The sequence below is a fragment of the Acinetobacter sp. YH01008 genome, from assembly GCF_013420435.1.
GTDB lineage: Bacteria > Pseudomonadota > Gammaproteobacteria > Pseudomonadales > Moraxellaceae > Acinetobacter > Acinetobacter pseudolwoffii.
On record NZ_VOYD01000012.1, the window covers coordinates 1 to 17679 of the forward strand.

17 protein-coding genes are annotated in these 17679 nt (G+C 44.5%); 10 read left to right on the forward strand and 7 right to left on the reverse strand.

The window, feature by feature from the left end:
- Positions 1-159: 159 nt before the first annotated feature.
- On the reverse strand, positions 160-369 hold the full coding sequence (locus tag FTT75_RS08395) for a cold-shock protein (protein ID WP_005094999.1): 210 nt from the start codon (positions 367-369) through the stop codon (positions 160-162).
- 547 nt (positions 370-916) lie between these two features.
- Here FTT75_RS08395 and FTT75_RS08400 point away from each other — a divergent pair.
- Positions 917-1243 carry a hypothetical protein gene (locus tag FTT75_RS08400; RefSeq protein WP_005095001.1) on the forward strand — a complete coding sequence of 109 codons (327 nt, stop codon included), beginning with the start codon at positions 917-919 and terminating at the stop codon, positions 1241-1243.
- A 149-nt stretch (positions 1244-1392) separates the two neighbouring features.
- Here the strand turns inward: FTT75_RS08400 and FTT75_RS08405 are convergent, their stop codons facing one another.
- From FTT75_RS08405 to FTT75_RS08420, 4 genes are all read right to left on the reverse strand, one after another.
- Complete coding sequence (locus tag FTT75_RS08405) at positions 1393-2352, reverse strand: copper resistance protein B (protein ID WP_180186242.1); 960 nt, start codon at positions 2350-2352, stop codon at positions 1393-1395.
- Entirely contained in the window at positions 2339-4105 is a 1767-nt protein-coding gene (locus FTT75_RS08410) for a copper resistance system multicopper oxidase (protein WP_100534535.1), read from the reverse strand. Before FTT75_RS08410 ends, FTT75_RS08405 begins: the two co-directional genes overlap by 14 nt.
- Positions 4106-4144: 39 nt before the next feature.
- The gene (locus FTT75_RS08415) at positions 4145-4525 is read right to left on the reverse strand and encodes a hypothetical protein (RefSeq protein ID WP_257223537.1); all 381 of its coding nucleotides are present in this window, start codon (positions 4523-4525) and stop codon (positions 4145-4147) included.
- 160 nt (positions 4526-4685) lie between these two features.
- On the reverse strand, positions 4686-4886 hold the full coding sequence (locus tag FTT75_RS08420) for a DUF3565 domain-containing protein (protein ID WP_004281307.1): 201 nt from the start codon (positions 4884-4886) through the stop codon (positions 4686-4688).
- 144 nt (positions 4887-5030) lie between these two features.
- Here FTT75_RS08420 and gshB point away from each other — a divergent pair, with 144 nt between their 5' ends.
- Positions 5031-5981 carry a glutathione synthase gene (gshB, locus tag FTT75_RS08425; RefSeq protein WP_180040778.1) on the forward strand — a complete coding sequence of 317 codons (951 nt, stop codon included), beginning with the start codon at positions 5031-5033 and terminating at the stop codon, positions 5979-5981.
- Positions 5982-6364: 383 nt separating this feature from the next.
- Here the strand turns inward: gshB and FTT75_RS08430 are convergent, their stop codons facing one another.
- Complete coding sequence (locus FTT75_RS08430) at positions 6365-7567, reverse strand: CynX/NimT family MFS transporter (protein WP_180186243.1); 1203 nt, start codon at positions 7565-7567, stop codon at positions 6365-6367.
- A 421-nt stretch (positions 7568-7988) separates the two neighbouring features.
- Between FTT75_RS08430 and murG the strand changes: the two genes are divergently transcribed.
- The 7 genes from murG (at position 7989) to lpxC (ending at position 16102) form a co-directional block, all read left to right on the forward strand.
- Positions 7989-9095, forward strand: a complete 1107-nt coding sequence (gene murG / locus FTT75_RS08435) for an undecaprenyldiphospho-muramoylpentapeptide beta-N-acetylglucosaminyltransferase (RefSeq protein ID WP_180186244.1) — start codon at positions 7989-7991, stop codon at positions 9093-9095.
- Positions 9096-9098: 3 nt separating this feature from the next.
- The gene (gene murC / locus FTT75_RS08440; protein WP_180186245.1) at positions 9099-10547 is read left to right on the forward strand and encodes a UDP-N-acetylmuramate--L-alanine ligase; all 1449 of its coding nucleotides are present in this window, start codon (positions 9099-9101) and stop codon (positions 10545-10547) included.
- A 57-nt stretch (positions 10548-10604) separates the two neighbouring features.
- Complete coding sequence (locus tag FTT75_RS08445; RefSeq protein WP_180040782.1) at positions 10605-11534, forward strand: D-alanine--D-alanine ligase; 930 nt, start codon at positions 10605-10607, stop codon at positions 11532-11534.
- Positions 11535-11536: 2 nt separating this feature from the next.
- The gene (locus FTT75_RS08450) at positions 11537-12391 is read left to right on the forward strand and encodes a cell division protein FtsQ/DivIB (protein WP_180040786.1); all 855 of its coding nucleotides are present in this window, start codon (positions 11537-11539) and stop codon (positions 12389-12391) included.
- 69 nt (positions 12392-12460) lie between these two features.
- Positions 12461-13723 (forward strand): cell division protein FtsA, encoded by a 1263-nt coding sequence (gene ftsA / locus FTT75_RS08455; RefSeq protein ID WP_005095026.1) that lies wholly within the window; start codon positions 12461-12463, stop codon positions 13721-13723.
- 159 nt (positions 13724-13882) lie between these two features.
- Positions 13883-15073, forward strand: a complete 1191-nt coding sequence (gene ftsZ / locus FTT75_RS08460) for a cell division protein FtsZ (RefSeq protein WP_005095029.1) — start codon at positions 13883-13885, stop codon at positions 15071-15073.
- Between the two features lie 126 nt (positions 15074-15199).
- On the forward strand, positions 15200-16102 hold the full coding sequence (lpxC, locus tag FTT75_RS08465) for a UDP-3-O-acyl-N-acetylglucosamine deacetylase (RefSeq protein ID WP_005095032.1): 903 nt from the start codon (positions 15200-15202) through the stop codon (positions 16100-16102).
- A 99-nt stretch (positions 16103-16201) separates the two neighbouring features.
- On the opposite strand, the gene FTT75_RS08470 is transcribed toward lpxC, so the two are convergent.
- Positions 16202-16642 carry a DciA family protein gene (locus FTT75_RS08470; RefSeq protein ID WP_005095034.1) on the reverse strand — a complete coding sequence of 147 codons (441 nt, stop codon included), beginning with the start codon at positions 16640-16642 and terminating at the stop codon, positions 16202-16204.
- Positions 16643-16749: 107 nt separating this feature from the next.
- Here FTT75_RS08470 and FTT75_RS08475 point away from each other — a divergent pair, with 107 nt between their 5' ends.
- Positions 16750-17433, forward strand: a complete 684-nt coding sequence (locus tag FTT75_RS08475; protein ID WP_005173245.1) for a M23 family metallopeptidase — start codon at positions 16750-16752, stop codon at positions 17431-17433.
- Positions 17434-17679 lie beyond the last annotated feature (246 nt).

Consider the following 17679-nt stretch of genomic DNA (forward strand, 5'->3'; position numbering starts at 1 on the left):
GAATAATTCAAGTGAATTTGTTTGAAAGAAGAACTTTAAAAGCTTTATTTTCACCCGATAAAATACCCATAAAACAAGAGGAAGCACAAATGAGCTTCCTCTTGTGAAAAATTGTGGGACAGCAATGCCTTAAGGTGCTTTTTTTATTGCTGGGCTAAATTATAGCGCAACGATATTGATCGCGTTCGGGCCTTTTTGACCTTCAACTACGCTGAAAGAAACGCGTTGGCCTTCAAACAATGTTTTGAAGCCAGAACTGCTAATTTCTTTAAAATGAGCAAAAACGTCAGGACCTGATTCTTGTTGAATAAAACCAAAACCTTTAGTTTCGTTAAACCATTTCACTGTACCGGTAACTGTAGTAGACATAATATAACCTATCAAATTTTTAATAATTTTAGCCATTGAAATGACTATGGATAACTTTGAAAAACAACAAGAATTGAAATAAAGATCTGAAAAAACTGAGGATTATAAAATAACACTGCGGTACTTAAAGAAGTTTAACTAAACAACACTTTTTTCTAGTTGAGTACAGCATAACCTAAATCAGCAAATATTCAAGTTTTTTATATTTATTATTTATTTTTCTTATAAATATGGGTGGATCTTTCTTTTTAAATATGTGCTGGTCAATTTTTTTAGTATGACTGACTGTATAAAAGATTTACTCAAGCAAAACAACAAACATACATTTTACTTACGTTACTTTATGTTAATCAAACTGAACCAGTACGCGGCAATATTTTTCTAAGTGAATGTATTTTATAACATTGGGTAAATTTGTAGCTGGCTTGTTTAAGATAGTTCTGGTCATTGTTCAGCTATTCAAAGGCCCCTATATTAAAAACACATGGAAAAATTAACTATAAGAATTTCTTAATTTTAATTTAAAACCAGAATAAGAGTGAGTCTCATGGATTACTGGAATTGTGTTTTATTAATCTCCATTATTGCAGTTGTAGGCCTAACGATTATTATCCTGCTAGTCGGCTGTAAAATCTGGAAAAACCTGATCGTCACTTTACTGATTTCGACCATAATGAGTTTTTTGATTATCTATGCCATCAACTTTATCTTTGGAAAGAGTCTGCATTTCCTTTGGGGTCACCGGGAAGTCGGGAATCTTGACTTTATGCTTGAAATTGGGCTGATGAGTCTGGTGATTGGTGGGGTAATCACCTTTATGATTATGTTAGGCACCTTGATTGCCAAAAGTAATGATAAACAGAGTGAGGAATAGAAACAGAGAGCAGGCAGTAGCAATGCTTTCTCTGGACAATACACAGCCTCCTTCTCTTGAGTCAATTTAATAACAGCCGACGAAGTATGAATGGGTTTTTCATACTTCGTCGTGGTCTTACCTTTTATCTTAAAAATGATAATCCGTCCTTAAAACATCATTTTAAGTCCTAAAGCATAGATCCAGACCCGGTCAGAGCCGGATGCCTGCTGCCAGACAGCCTGTTTGTTTCCTTTGCTATATTCATAGCCAACCTGCAGATAAGGCATGACTTTTTTACTGATCTCATAACGGGTTTCCAATCCTAATGTCGCATGACTCAGACCAGATTTTTTCGCACTCGCAGCTTGATCATTGAAAATGATATCCAGTTCAATAAAGGGCTGCATAATCAGTTTCTGAGTCAGCAACAGGTCACGTTCTGTTTCCAGTTTGAATCCGACAAAATCATCTTCACCGACATAGAGATAGGCATCGGTTTCAAAAAAATAAGGGGCCAGGCCATGCAGTCCAAGCACTGCATCGAAACGTTCATTTTGTAGGGAAGCTGTATGCTGGCTTATATTTTCCTGACGGTAGCGCAAACCGGTTTGTACATCCCAGAAATCGGAAATATTACGGCTATACAGGATTTCGGCCGCATAGTCAGCCTGACTCGATTCAGATTTATCTGCCTGCAGCTTGAGAAAAACCTTGTTTTCATCAGTACCAATTCTGGCTTCATTCTCTGATTTAAAAGCGCCATTTCCAGCTGAATTGATTTGCCATTTCTGGTCCAGAATGACTTGGCTATAAATCTGTGCACCATGTTCTTTCCGATGGTCATGCTCCGCAGTAGCGCCAACAGGTTTTTCGTGCCCTACAGATTCTTGATCAGATAAAGATCGAGCTTGTTGGGTATGTGAGCGTAGATCCGGCACTGCAATAGGAGCGCTGTGATGTACTGCGGTTTTGCTAGGATGATGATCCTGATGATCCTGATGATCCTGATGATCCTGATGATCCTGATGATCCTGATGATCCTGATGATCCGCTGCCAATATACCGAAACTCGCCACGAGCAGTGCACTGCTTAATACCGATTTTAAAAAGAGCTTAGTGATGTGCATGGCTTTCTCCTTGATCCACTGCTGGCTTTGACGGCATTTGTTGCGGCGAAGCATGAGAAGCTTGATCGTCATTCACATGTGCCACAATCAGCTTATTCATCATGCCGGCACTCATGTGATAGAGCAGATGGCAGTGAATCGCCCATTCTCCCAGTTCATCTGCCGTTAATAAGGTTGTGAGCGTTTTTCCAGGTGGCACAATCACGGTGTGTTTATTTGGCATCTGTGCAGCAGATTGACCATTTTCCAACTGCATAAACATGCCATGTAAATGCATCGGATGCGCCATCATGCTGTCATTGATAAATTTCAAACGGATCCGTTCGCCATATTGCACCTGCAATGGTTCGGCATCACTGAATTTTTTACCATTGATGGTCCAGATATAACGTTCCATGGTTCCACCCAGACGAATCACCAGTTCACGTTCTGCGGCTCGGGTATCGGTTTGTGGCGTCAGGGCTTTGAGGTCTTGATATTGCAATGCTTTATGCCCTGCAGGCGTAGACATATTGACCCAACCCTCAACCGGTGGATGAGACGGATTTGTCTTGGGTATAGCACTGTGACCTGCGTGCATGTCGTGCTGGGCATGCTCATCATGTTTAGGCGTATCTGTTGCAGATTTCGTGGTCTGACTGCTGTGTGCGGTATGAGACATGTCATGCGGTTCGCCATGTCCCATATCTTCCATGGTCAATAAGGCACGTGGACGTGGCGTCGGTAATTGAATCGGATGTGTCGCTGGATCAGCCTCATTGTGCAAGCTGCCAATGGCAAAGCCTGAACGGTCGATCGATTCGGCTTCAATCTGGTAATGAGGTGCAGTTGGTTCCACAATCACATCATACGTTTCAGCAGTTCCGATACGGAATTCATCTACAGCGACCGGCTGTACAGCTTGTCCATCGGCGCTAACCACGGTCATTTTAAGCTGGGGAATACGTACATCGAAAAACGACATGGCCGAGGCATTAATGAATCGCAGACGAACCTTTTCATTCGGTTTAAATTGGCCGCTCCAGTTCTGTTGCGGGGTTTTGCCATTGATTAAAAAGGTATAACCGCTGACATCAGACAGGTCGGTTTTCAACATGCGCATCTGGTTCCACATTTTGCGATCTGACCAGGTGGCCTTGAGACCGTCACGTTTTACCTGCTGGAGTACATCGCCCACGGTTTCACGCTGATTCTGATAATATTCGGCCGATTTTTTTAAATTATTCTGAATCTGTTGGCTGCCCTGTTCATGAAAATCCGACAGCATCACCACATAATCCCGCTCGGTTTTTTCATGCTCAGGCACCGGTGTTTGTGCTTTGGGATAAATCACCAAGGCACCATATAAACCGTCCTGTTCCTGACCTTTGGAATGCGCATGATACCAATAGGTACCGTTTTGACGAACCTTGAAACGATAAGTAAAAGACTGCTTCGGTTTGATACCCTGAAAACCATTAAATCCAGGGACACCATCCATTAGGCCGGGCAGGAGCAGGCCATGCCAGTGCAGCGAGGTATCTTGATTTTTCAGGTTGTTTTGCACATGAATCACCGCATCATCACCTTCTTCAAATTCAAGCAAGGGGGCAGGGAATTTTCCGTTTACGGTAATCCGTTTGACCGTCTTGCCGGTGAGATTGAGCGGGCTTTCATCAATGACCAGATGATATTCTTTAACAGCTGCAAAAACTGCAGACGATGACATCAGGCAAATGCCCAGACATAGGCATTGGGGAATTTTAATTAACATCACTTAATCCTTAATTAATAAAAAATTGAATATTCAGGATTAAGTTTTGGGTGGGCGCAGGATTTCCTGCCAATAACCGGCAAGGTGTTTGGCATGATAAGTTGGGAGGAGGGTTCTTTCTAGAGAATGATGGTCGAATACTGTCAGTTCAGGGACTGAAATTTGCAAGCCGCTCATCTGGCTTTGACAGGCCATCGTACTGCAATCCAGACAGTCTTGTGAGTGCTGTGGCATATCCGGAAAACAGTCAGCCTGTGTCAGGTCTTGATCTGAGTTATGCGCAGATTCATGCATAGCATGAGAGGTGGAGGCTTTTACCATATCCAGACAATGGCTGCTCATCTGTTCAGACGACATGACCAAATGCATGGTTGTTGCAGAAGCAATAGACACACTGCTCCAGCCTATGGCAAAAACCATAAGCATCACCAACCAGATTTGTTTGACGAGCCGTGTGAGCAAAGTCCACCCTGAAAAAATACGCTGCATGTTTGAGCAATAAAAGCATAAACGCAGTGACTGCAATTAGCAAATCCTGTGCGAGATTATTTTTAGTCAGCTACATCACACTTTTATAGGTTCAGGTTTCAGTTTCGCACTTTTCACATTTTTTACAATCCAGCAGCATGCCAAGCTTTTCTTTGCGACCTTGCTCGGTCATCACCCAGGGCCGATTTTGCCACGGCGGGGTATGCCGTACATGCTGGCCATGTCCGCAGGCCAGCTCTGCAACCCAATGCTGTTCTTCATCCAAATGAAAACCGATAATTGCCTGTTGCATGGCAAACCTCCTTTTGAGCTCAATCTGCCTCAGTACTTATCTAAAAATCTATACAGAACAAGTCATGCAAAATCACCATAAACAAAAGAATCCACACAAGCTATACTCCTTGCTAAGTCATTTTTTGAAAAAGAGCAGAGACACATGCGCGTACTTGTTGTGATGGATCCCATCGAAAATGTAAACCTGAAGAAAGACTCGACCATGGCCATGCTTTGGGCAGCAGCACGCCGTGGGCATGAGCTTGGTTATGCATTACAACAAGATTTATATATTGAGCAGGGCAAAGCTTTTGGTTTGATAGCGCCGCTACAGGTGTTTGAAGACTATGATCACTATTATGAACTCGGTGAAAAAAAGAAAGAATCCATCGCTGCTTATGATGTGGTGTTAATGCGTAAAGATCCACCTTTTGATATGAATTTTGTCTACACCACTTATATTCTGGAGCAGGCAGAACGCGAAGGTGCATGGATTATTAACAAGCCACAAAGCCTGCGTGACTGTAATGAAAAACTGGTTGCGACCCAGTTCCCGCATCTGCAAGTTCCGACACTGGTGACTTCGCAGCAAAGCCTGATTCGTGAGTTTCTCAAAGAACAGGTCGATGTGATTGTGAAACCGCTGGATGGCATGGGGGGTACTGGAATTTTCCGCCTGTATCAGGATGGCATCAATATTGGTTCAACCATTGAAATGCTGACCAATAACGGTACCCAGCCGATTATGGCACAGCGTTATATTCCTGAAATTGTCGAAGGCGATAAACGTATCCTGATGATTAATGGCGAGCCAGTACCATATTGCTTGGCCCGTATTCCACAAAATGGTGAAGTGCGCGGCAATCTGGCGGCAGGCGGTCTGGGAGAAGCACGTCCACTGACTGAAAATGACCGCGCCATTGCGGCAAAAGTAGGCCCTTATCTTAGAGAAAAAGGTCTGGTTTTTGTAGGACTGGATGTGATTGGTAATTATGTCACTGAAATTAATGTAACCAGCCCAACCTGTATTCGTGAAATTGATGACCAGTTTGGAACCTCAATTGCCGATGATCTGTTTGCTGTATTAGAGGCAGGCCGTTCGCAGCAGGTTTAAACCAGACAGAAAAAGAGCCTCATCTGAGGTAATGCTGATCAGTTAAGGAGTTTAGAAATAGACTCTTTAATTTTTTAGTCATTCAATGCGGAGTATTAATGTTATAAATCAAATTCTTGTAAATAATTTGTTACTTTGGTTTCGCCCAAATGAGAAGCGAAGCTTCGCAAGGAAGGCATCTTGCGGAGCAACACTCCTCACCGCAAAACTCGTCAGCCTCCATCGACTAGTAAATTTGTCGCAGAAACAATCATTTTTAAATCTAGTCCTGCCTCAAACAGTTGCGGATGACTTTTCTACTTGTCAAATATGATCATGAATTTAAAAAAGAAAATTCTAGTCAATTTCTTAACTGACTGGCATTACTCATCTGAGGCTCTTTTTTATTGAGCATAACGCTTAAATAAAAGCAGCGTCATCAATATTCCTAAGATAGAAAGACAGGCTGTGACTGTCGCGATATGGGCCCATTGTTGTGTCGTGGATACCAGTGCCGCACTCAGAGGAGGTACAAAGAATTGCCCACAGGCTGAAACCTGTAAAACCAGACCGACACTGGCGGCTGCGGCATTGGCATGCGGTGCATAGCGCAGGGTAATCGCAAAAATTGTGGTCGGAATCATCCCGCCAATGAGTGAAAACAGTACGGCACTCACAAGCTGTAATTCAAATAACAGCCAAGAGCTTGCCGCAAAAGCCAGCAAACTGCTGCACAGCATGGCGATAAATCCTGTGCTTAACAGGGTTTTGGGTTTCCAGCCACCTTGCAGCAACATACCTGCGCCAAAGGTACCGCCTAAATTGGCAAGCACCACCATCGAGACCAGAGCCCCTGCGACTTTTAAGTCAATCCCATGTTCGACATACAGGGTAGGCAAGAATCCAGTCACGGTTATCCACTGACTGGTATAACAGGCAAAAATAATGGCCAAACACAAAATCGGTGGGTGAGTCAGGGTCACTTTAATAATTTGCCAGAAGGAGGTATTTTCTGTGCCGGCTTGCGGGTGATTCGGCTGTACCGGTGTGACCGCTTCAAGATATAAATACCGTTTAATCATCACTGCAATGAGCAGACAGAGACTCCCTAAAATGGCCCAAATGCTTTGCCAGCTCAGGTATTCAAGCAACATGGGAATGGTAAAGACAGCAAGACTGACACCAACCCCCATATAGGAACTCCAGAGTCCCATTTTAAAATTGAGTGTTTCAGCTCGGCTGATACGTTTGAGAATGGCAGGGGCACATAAGGAGATGGTTAAAAATCCGATCCCTTCAGTAAAACGGAAGAAATACAACGCCGCGACATGCTGAATCCAGAGGCCTGCCATACTGCTGAGGCCTAAAATGATCAACGCCAAGATCAGGCAGCGTTTTAAACCGACTTTTTCTGACAATGCACCAATACACAAGGCAAACAGCATCCCCGCGCCTTGAACCAGAGACAGGGAAAAACCGGCTTGCGTAAAGCTGAGACCTAAATCCTGTTGTAAAATGGGAATAACCGCAGAAAGTTTCCCGACATGAATAGCCGCCAAATAGCCGGCCAAAATAATCCATAGGTCATGAATTGATATTTTTGACATTTATAATGATTTAATCCATTCAATCAATGTGCTAATACAGCTAAAAAAATGTATATAGCGATATGGATAACATAAAATTTTATTAAGATTTATATGATTTAGGCATAAGTTAATAGAGCAATTAAACTGGCGAATGAATAGGAATTGTTGAGAAAATCCTGGAAAACAAATAGATCTAACAAATACCGTGAGGGAAAGATTAAATGAAAGAGGGTTAAAATTGTGTTTATATGTCACTTAAGTCTAAGGAAAAATGCCTGCCTGATAACAAAACTAGTTTAAACTTTAAAATCGTATGAAAAAAACAATTAATGCCTTGTTGAAATAAAGTAAATAAACTTTCAAGGCCCTACAATTGTGATTACAATTGACCACTTAAATCAGATTTCCTGTTCCATTTTTTAAATTGAAGAATTAGACCGTGACCGACGCTCAGCAAAAACAGCCTAAACATGTCATGATGATGGCCGCAGGTACGGGTGGACATGTGTTTCCAGCGTTAGCCGTGGCAAAAGATTTACAACAACAAGGGATTGAAGTGTCTTGGCTGGCTACGCCTGCAGGCATGGAAAATCGTTTATTAAAAAATCAGAATATTCCTATTTATCAAATTGATATTCAGGGTGTGCGTGGTAATGGTTTTGTGCGTAAGGCCTTGGCCCCTTTTAAAATCATGAAAGCGACTTTTAGTGCCATGAAATACATGAAGCAGCTAAAAGTCGATGCCGTAGCCGGCTTTGGTGGTTATGTGGCAGGGCCGGGTGGTTTGGCTGCGCGTATTCTAGGCATTCCGGTGCTGGTTCATGAGCAGAATGCGGTGGCCGGTTTTACCAATAGCCAATTGTCGCGTGTTGCCAAGATGGTGTGTCAGGCGTTTCCGGACACCTTTCCCGCACAGGATAAAATCGTGACCACGGGCAATCCGGTGCGCCAAGAAATTAGTGACATTTTAAATCCGTCCTGGCGTTATCAGGAGCGTGAAAAAGCAGGATTACCCTTACGCATTTTAATCGTGGGCGGATCTTTGGGGGCGCAGGCCTTAAATGAACGGGTGCCTGAAGCCTTAAAACAGTTCAATGTGCCTTTAAATGTCTATCATCAGTGTGGTCAAAACCATGCTGAGGCGACGCGTGTACGTTATGCCAATGCTCCGGCAAATCTGCACGTCGAAGTCCAGCCCTTTATTGAAGATATGGCCAAAGCCTATTCTGATGCCGATCTGGTGATTTGCCGTGCCGGAGCTTTGACGGTGACCGAAATTGCCACTGCCGGCGTAGCTGCGATTTTTGTACCGCTTCCAAGTGCGGTGGATGATCACCAGACTGCCAATGCCGGCTTTCTGGCCAAGATCAATGCAGCAAAAATCTGCCCACAGGCCAGCATGACCCCGGAAAGTTTAAAAACCTTATTAGAGCCGATGCTGAATCGCCAGCTATTAATGGAGATGGCGGTAAAAGCACGTCGACAGGCTCAACCCGATGCGACTCAACATGTGGTCCGTTTAATTCAAGAATTATCATTCGAGTAAACTATGTCTCCAGTAACCCCAGCTGAACAAGCGAAAAAATTAATTAAAGTGCCGGAAATGCGCCGTATCAAACACATTCATTTTGTGGGCATTGGTGGTGCAGGCATGTGTGGTATTGCCGAAGTATTGAAAAATCAGGGCTATAAAGTTTCCGGTTCAGATATCAAGGCATCCAATACCACGGCGCAGCTGGAAGAAAATGGGATCAAGGTTTATATCGGGCACACTGCAAATAATATTAAAGGGGCCAATGTGATCGTGGTGTCTACTGCGATTGACAAGGAAAACCCGGAAATTAAAACCGCGATTGAAAGTCGTATTCCCGTGGTTCGCCGTGCAGAAATGCTGGGTGAGCTGATGCGTTACCGTCATGGTATTGCGGTTGCCGGCACTCATGGTAAAACCACCACCACCAGCCTGATCACCTGTATGCTGGCCGAAGAAAACATGGATCCAACCTACGTGATCGGTGGTTTGCTGAATCGTACCGGCATGAATGCTGCTCTGGGTGCCAGTCGTTATATCGTGGCAGAAGCCGATGAATCGGATGCCTCTTTCCTGCATCTGGAACCGATGGCTGCCGTGGTCACCAATATTGATGCCGACCATATGGACACTTATGGCGGTAGCTTCGATGTGCTGAAAGATACCTTTATCCAGTTCCTGCAAAAGCTGCCATTTTACGGCTTGGCTGTGGTCTGCGGTGATGATGCCAATATCCGTGAAATCATGCCGCGGATTGCGCGTCCGGTGCTGACTTATGGTTTCAATGAAGACAATGACATCCGTGCGATCGATGTCGATCAGGATGGCATGCAGACTCATTTTACCGTATTGCGTAAAGACCGTGAGCCATTACGTGTCACCGTCAATCAGCCGGGCTTGCATAATGTCCTGAATGCTTTGGCCGCGATTGGTGTTGCGACCGATGAGGGCGTGTCTGATGCTTCAATCTGCCGTGCACTGGAAGGGTTTAGCGGGGTAGGTCGCCGTTTCGAAGTTCAGGGCGAGTTTGAAATTGACGGTGGTAATGTGAAACTGGTGGATGACTATGGTCATCATCCGAAAGAAGTTGAAGCCACCATTAAAGCCGCGCGTCAGAGTCATCCGGATCGTCGCCTGGTGATGATGTTCCAGCCGCATCGTTATAGCCGTACCCGTGACTGTTTTGATGACTTCGTGGAAGTGCTTTCTAGTGTAGACCAATTATTATTACTGGATGTTTATCCTGCTGGTGAAAAACCGATTGTGGGTGCTGACAGCCGTACTTTAGCCCGCAGTATCCGTTTGCGGGGTGAAGTCGAACCGATTCTGGTCGATGCGGTGGACGGTAATCTGAATCAGATCATGAGAAAAGTATTGCAAGCAAATGACTTGTTATTAACCCAAGGCGCAGGTAATGTTGGAGCAATCTCAGTTGAACTTGCGCAAAATCACTTATATATAAAATAGTCATCTTGCATGACTGAATTGAATTGACCAGATTGAAAAAAGTTTAAGGATATAAACGTGTCAAATGCTTCAAAATTCGGAAAAGTTGCCGTGTTGCTTGGTGGTAAATCTGCAGAGCGTGAGGTTTCTCTAGACAGTGGTACGGCGGTACTTGAGGCATTAGTGCGTTCAGGGGTCAATGCGGAAGCTTTTGACCCGCAGCAACGTAGTGTCACAGAACTGGTAAATTATGACCGTGCTTTCATTGTATTGCATGGTCGTGGTGGTGAAGACGGTCAGATTCAGGGTGTACTGGAATGGCTAAATGTGCCCTATACCGGTACGGGGGTACAAGGCTCTGCAATCGGCATGGACAAGGTCAAGACCAAGCAGGTCTGGCAGGGTTCGGAATTGCCGACAGCGCCTTATCGTATTGTTACCAAAGATTCCGATGCAGCTGATATCGTCAATTCTTTAGGCCTGCCTTTGATTATCAAACCGGTACATGAAGGTTCCAGTATCGGCATGAGCAAGGTTGAAAAAATTGAAGACTTTGCAGAAGCAATTGCCAAGGCAACTGAACATGATGCCGTGGTGATGGCAGAACAATGGATTACCGGCCGTGAATTCACCATTGTGGTTTTAAATGGTCAGGCGCTGCCAGTGATTCGTCTTGAACCACCTCAAGATGTTGCTTTCTATGATTATGAAGCCAAATATAACCGTAACGATGTGCAATATGGCATTCCATGTGGTTTGACCGAAGCTGAAGAGCAACAGTTAAAAGCCTTGAGTCTGCGTGCATTTCAGGCAGTCGGTGCCAGCGGTTGGGGCCGGATTGATGCCATGCAGGATGAACGGGGCAACTTCTGGCTGCTGGAAGTGAATACCGTACCGGGCATGACCAGTCATTCTTTGGTGCCAAAAGCGGCAGCTGCAGTCGGTTATAGTTTTGATGACCTGTGTGTTGCGATTCTGGAACAGACCCTGACCGGGTCGGCACACTAAATATGGCTCAACTTCCTGTTTCCATGCGCCGTAAACGTGCTGCGATTACCTCAATTCACGACAAGCCGCCGACACGCAAAGAAAAGCTGTCCAATTTTGGTGGCTGGTTATTGTTGTGTATTGCAGTGCTAGTGCTGGCCTTTGGAATATTGGGCTTATATAAAGTCATGACCAATACCGAAGTGGCAGAGCTGGGCGTGTTAGGTACCCGCTCGGCTGCTGAACAGCGTCAGGTCATGCAATATGTGTCACCGGTTGTGACCGAAAACTATTTTACTTCGGATCTGGAAGCGATCCGAGATCGTACCCTGGAGCTGTCCTGGGTGGATCGGGTGGTGGTTTCCCGAGCATGGCCAAATGGCATTCGGGTACGGATCATGCCACATCATGCGATTGCACGTTGGGGCACAGGACGTTTATTGAGTGACAGTGGTGTCATTTTCACCGAAGTCACACCCAAGAATTATGAGGCATTACCGTTACTACATGGGCCGGCGAGCCATGCAGAAACCATGATGCGTCGTTATAATGAAATTAATCAGTTATTTTTGCCACACGGCATTCGTCTAAAAGAACTCTATCTCACCGAGCGAATGACCTGGTTTATGCAGTTTGATTCGGGTTTAAGAATAATTGTTGATAAAGATCAGACCATGAGCAAATTACAGCGCTTGAGCCATCTGTCTCAAAGCGACTTAAAGTCGGTCTGGTCTAAAATTTCGGCCATCGACCTGCGTTATCGCAATGGATTGTCGATACAGTGGAAAAATTCAATTCCGCCTAAAATTGTAAATGGGCATTTTATTGTAACCATTGATGACACGGGCGTTGAGAATAATGTAACAGTAAAGCCATAATGATCGGCTTTAAAAAATAGAGGCATTCAAGCCATAAATCTAACAAACATGTAATGGTAGTAGTGAATAATGAGTGAAGCTGTTCCCTCGGTTGTGGCGATTGACATTGGGACACACAAAGTTTCAGTTTTGATTGGCAAGGTACACGCGCCAGACAATATCCAAGTGATTGGTATGGCTACCGCTCGTAACCGAGGCATGAGTAAAGGGAAAATTGTCAGTCTCGATAAAGTTATTACCGCAATTAAAAATGCCGTCCAAGAAGCAGAAGATATGGCGGAGTGTCGGGTGCATTCTGCTTGGGTTTCTATTCCAAGTGCCGAATTAAAAAGCTTTTATGCTTCAGGTCGAACCTCGATCGACAATAGCGAACATGCGATTACCACCAGCGAAGTGGTTCGTGCACTGGAGTTGGCCAAAGCCAGTCATTTGACTTCAGACCATTATCTGGTCAGTGCTGTGCCTCTGGGCTTCGAGCTGGATGACTCATCAGAGTGGGTGCTGAATCCGATTCGCATGTCTGCACATAGCATGACTGGTCATTATCATCTGATGATGCTGCCGATTAGCACCATGCAAAATATTGACCGTGCCCTCAAGGGCGCCAATATTGGTGTGGAAAAAATGGTGGTCTCAAGTCTGGCAACTGCTGAGGCCAGTCTGCTCAAAGATGAAAAAGAATATGGCGTCTGTCTGGTCGATATCGGTGCCGGCACCACCAATGTGGCGGTGTATGTGGATGGTCGTCTGGCCTTAACCCATACCTTCCAGCGTGGTGGCGAGCATGTGACCCGTGATATTGCGGCGGTGTTGCAGACCACGACCGAAGAAGCTGAACGCCTGAAACTGCTGTATGGCTGCGTAGACCTGAAAGTGGTTAAGCCTGACCATATGATTCAGTTCCAGGGGATTGATGGGCCACAAACCATCAGCCGGATTGAGCTGACCGAAATTATCATGGCGCGTTATGACGAAATTCTTGGATTGGTGCGTGATGAACTGGTGAAAAATGGCGCGATGCAGGGCTTGTATCATGGTGTGGTCCTGACCGGTGATGCCAGTCATATTGAAGGTATGGTGAGTTTTGTACGCCGTACCTTGGGTGTGTCAGCTCATTTGGGTAATCCACCAACGCAGGTGTATGCCGATGAACAGCATCAGGCGGCGCTACGCCGTTCGCAATATAGTACGGTCGCGGGTTTGCTGATGTTTAGTCAGAGTGATACTCAAGACACGATTGTAGAACAGGATGATGTAGAGCGATTATCGTTAACTCAGCGCGTCAAGCGGGCTTGGTCTGGCTTTAATGACACCTTGAAATCAATCTTTTAAGTCGATTTTTATTGTGAATATTGTTGAGAAGATGTAGTTAATCGGGCTTGTACTTGACAAGTTAACGCATGAGCAGCATTCTTAAAAACAATTTTATTAAGATTAAGGCAGTGTACGGGCTTAGTGACTGCCAATTATGAATTAGGAATTTTATAGGTCATGGCCTCATTTGAATTTTTCGAAGACGATCATAGCGATAGCAATGGTCAAGCCCGTTTCACTGTGTTTGGTGTAGGCGGTGCGGGTGGTAATGCTGTACAACACATGTTGCAGTCTGATATCCAGGGCGTAAAGTTTGTTTGTGCCAATACGGACAAGCAGGCACTCGATCGCATGGAAGCCGAATTTAAAATTCAGCTGGGTGAGCAAAGTACCCGTGGTCTGGGTGCAGGTGCCAATCCGCAAGTGGGTCAGACTGCCGCAGAAGAAAGCCGTGAACTGATCCGCCAGCAGCTTGAAGGGACCGATATGGTCTTTGTCACTGCGGGTATGGGCGGTGGTACCGGAACGGGTGCTGCGCCAGTGGTTGCTGAAATTGCCAAAGAAATGGGTATCCTGACGGTTGGTGTAGTGACGACGCCATTCAACTTTGAGGGCAAGCGCCGTTTACAATCTGCGGAAAAAGGCATTGAAGCGCTTGAGCAGCATGTCGACTCATTGATTATCATTCCAAATCAGCGTTTATTGAAAGTCTTCCGTGATATTTCAATGAAAGATGCCTATAAAAAAGCGGATGATGTGCTACTGAATGCGGTACGCAGTATTTTTGATCTTGTGGTACGTCCGGGTCATATTAACCTTGACTTCGCCGATTTGAAAACAGCGATGAGTACTCGTGGTTATGCCATGATGGGTGTTGGTTTAGGCCGTGGTGAAAACCGTGCCCGTCAGGCTGCTGAACAGGCTATTCGTAGCCCATTACTCGATAACGTAACCATCATGAATGCCAAAGGTATTCTGATTAACGTAACGGGTGGCGATGATGTCACTTTCGGTGAAATTGAAGAAATCACCGATGTTGTTAACCAGATTGTCGATTTGGATGAAGGTCAGGTGTTCTACGGTACGGTATTTGATCCGGATGCACGTGATGAAATCAGTGTGACCGTGATTGCAACGGGTTTAACCCGTCATGCAGCGGATTCAGTTGAACCGACCAAACGTACCAATGTACAGGCAACGCGCCCAGCAGCAGCCTCACAGGCTGTGGTAGAAGATGATGATGTACCAGCGATTCAGCGCCAACAGCATGAAACCGCTACGCCAGCGAATGCTGCAGCATCAGTTTCAAGCCCGCGTCCAACGCCAATGAGTATTCAGGATTATCTTAAGAATCAACAGCGTAAATAACATGTAACATCATGTGTTTACCATGATTACACAGGAAAGGTGGCTTTTAAGCCACCTTTTTGTTTTTTCTCAATGGCCAAATATGCTAACGTATAGCGGTTTTATTGATGAACAGATGAAAGAAGCATGTTGAAACAACGTACCCTGAAACGTATCGTGAAAGCGAGCGGAATCGGTCTTCACAGTGGGCAAAAAGTCATGATTAACTTTGTGCCGCACCATGCCGATGGGGGAATTGTGTTTCGTCGTATTGACCTGAATCCGCCGGTCGACATTCCTGCCGATGCGATGCTGATTCAGGAAGCTTTCATGTGCTCGAATCTGGTTCAGGAAAATGCCAAAGTCGGTACGATTGAACATGTCATGAGTGCGATTGCCGGTTTAGGAATTGATAACCTGATTATCGAAGTCTCTGCCTCGGAAGTGCCGATTATGGATGGCAGTGCAGGCCCGTTTATCTATTTGCTCATGCAAGGTGGTCTGCAAGAACTGGATGCTGCGAAAAAATTCGTCAAGATTATTAAACCGGTTGAAGCACTGATTGATGATAAGCGTGCCATTTTTAGTCCGCACCATGGCTTCCAGCTGAATTTCACCATTGATTTTGATCATCCTGCTTTTAAAAAAGAACATCAGTCCGCCAGTATCGATTTCTCGACTGAAACTTTTGTTTATGAGGTTAGTGAAGCACGTACCTTTGGTTTTATGAAAGATCTGGATTATCTCAAAGCCAATAATCTGGCACTGGGAGCCAGTTTGGAGAATGCCATTGGTGTGGATGAAACCGGAGTGGTGAATGAAGAGGGTCTAAGGTTCTCTGATGAATTTGTACGCCATAAAATTTTGGATGCAGTCGGGGATTTGTATCTGCTTGGACATCAGATCATTGCCAAATTTGATGGTTATAAATCTGGACATGCTTTGAATAATCAGCTGTTGCGCAATGTGAAAAGTGACCCAAGCTGCTATGAAATTGTAACATTTGATGACGAGGCCAATTGTCCAATCATGTATGTGAATGTGACATAAGTCATTGTGTTTGTGTCTTTATGTTTTAGTTATTGCGTCAATAGTGTGACATGTGTCGCATAATACTGCTTTTCTAATTTATTACATTTGATTGCTATGTTACTTTTTATTGCTTGCCAAACGTAGCAAAGCTTGGCTAAGCTTAGGGTCGCTTATAAAGTCAGCTGCACCACGAAGTAATTCCTGTGTTTCTGCATTTAAGGCTCTTTCAGGTGTTGCTGCAACAGGTTGCGTTTGTGAAGGATTCCGCAAACAAACTTGAAGTTTTGTAAGATCTGTTAATTCATTTATTTGAGAGAGTTGTGAAATGTATTGCTTTTGAAGATAGGCCAATTGACTGATCATGGCCTGGTTTTCACCGGTAATCGTTAACACACCATTTTGATAGCACACAACTTGCCAGCGTTCCGGTTGGGGCAATAGCGGTTGTACGAGTTTCGTAAGTTTCTGCCAGGCAGCAACTTGTGATGAGAGAAACGAAAAGTTTCCTGTTTTTATCTGTTTTCTGGTTTGTTGAAAAACGTTGACAGGTTCTGACATACATAATTCCTACATGTTTATGTCTTAATCTTATGCGCTTCTTTTAGTGGATATCAAGGATAGAGATCTTCAAGGAACTCGATTAAAGCAGTTTAGAGAGGTTTTTTATGCATATGCGACGTATTTTGTTGGCATTTTCTTTATCAGTTTCAGCTGCTTCGGTAGCGTTTGCAGATTTAGTCAATCTAAATCAAGAAAATGGTTCAACAGATCGTATCGAGCAATTGACGCGTACTCTGGCACAGGGTGCATATACTCATCCAGATGATATCGATATTCCAGCGCAAACCAAATTGAATGTCCAGCTACGTGAAAAGCCAGTTGAGCTTAACAATCGCACGCTGGCACAGAAGTATGCAAATACCTCATCTAATCGAGCTGCTGCAAATAGTGCTTATTCCTGGCTGATCGCTCATCCCTTACCCAATTCTCGCGTAAGTTCAAATTACGGTGGTCGTACCATGGGTGGCCGTGCTGAAAATCACTCAGGTCTTGATCTTGCAGCGCCAAGTGGTACACCAATTTATGCCACAGGCCCAGGTATTGTAACCAAATCAGGTTGGGGTACGGGTTATGGTCAATATGTTGAAATCAATCATGGCAATGGCTATTTAACACGTTATGCTCATGCTTCACGTCTTATTGCACGTGTGGGAGAGCAGGTACAGGCAGGTGATCATATTGCCAATGTAGGCTGTACTGGCCGCTGTACCGGTCCACACTTGCATTATGAAGTTGTAAAAGACGGTCAACGTAAAAACCCATCTACTTATTTGGCTATGTTACCTTAAGTATAGACCTGAATTTCTATTAGGCTCTTTATACATAAGCATCTCTCCAATAAGCATTTCAAAGCGATTAAGCTAAGGCTCTTCAACCCACATTGAAGGGTTCTTCAGATAATCGCTTTTAAGTCTGATATTATCACCAACTATTATAATGAATGTATAATAAATCTCCTATATTGACTATTTTTTGTTATGTTGTGTAATTAAACGTCACCAATCATTTAGTTCCTAAATAGTACTGCCAAATCG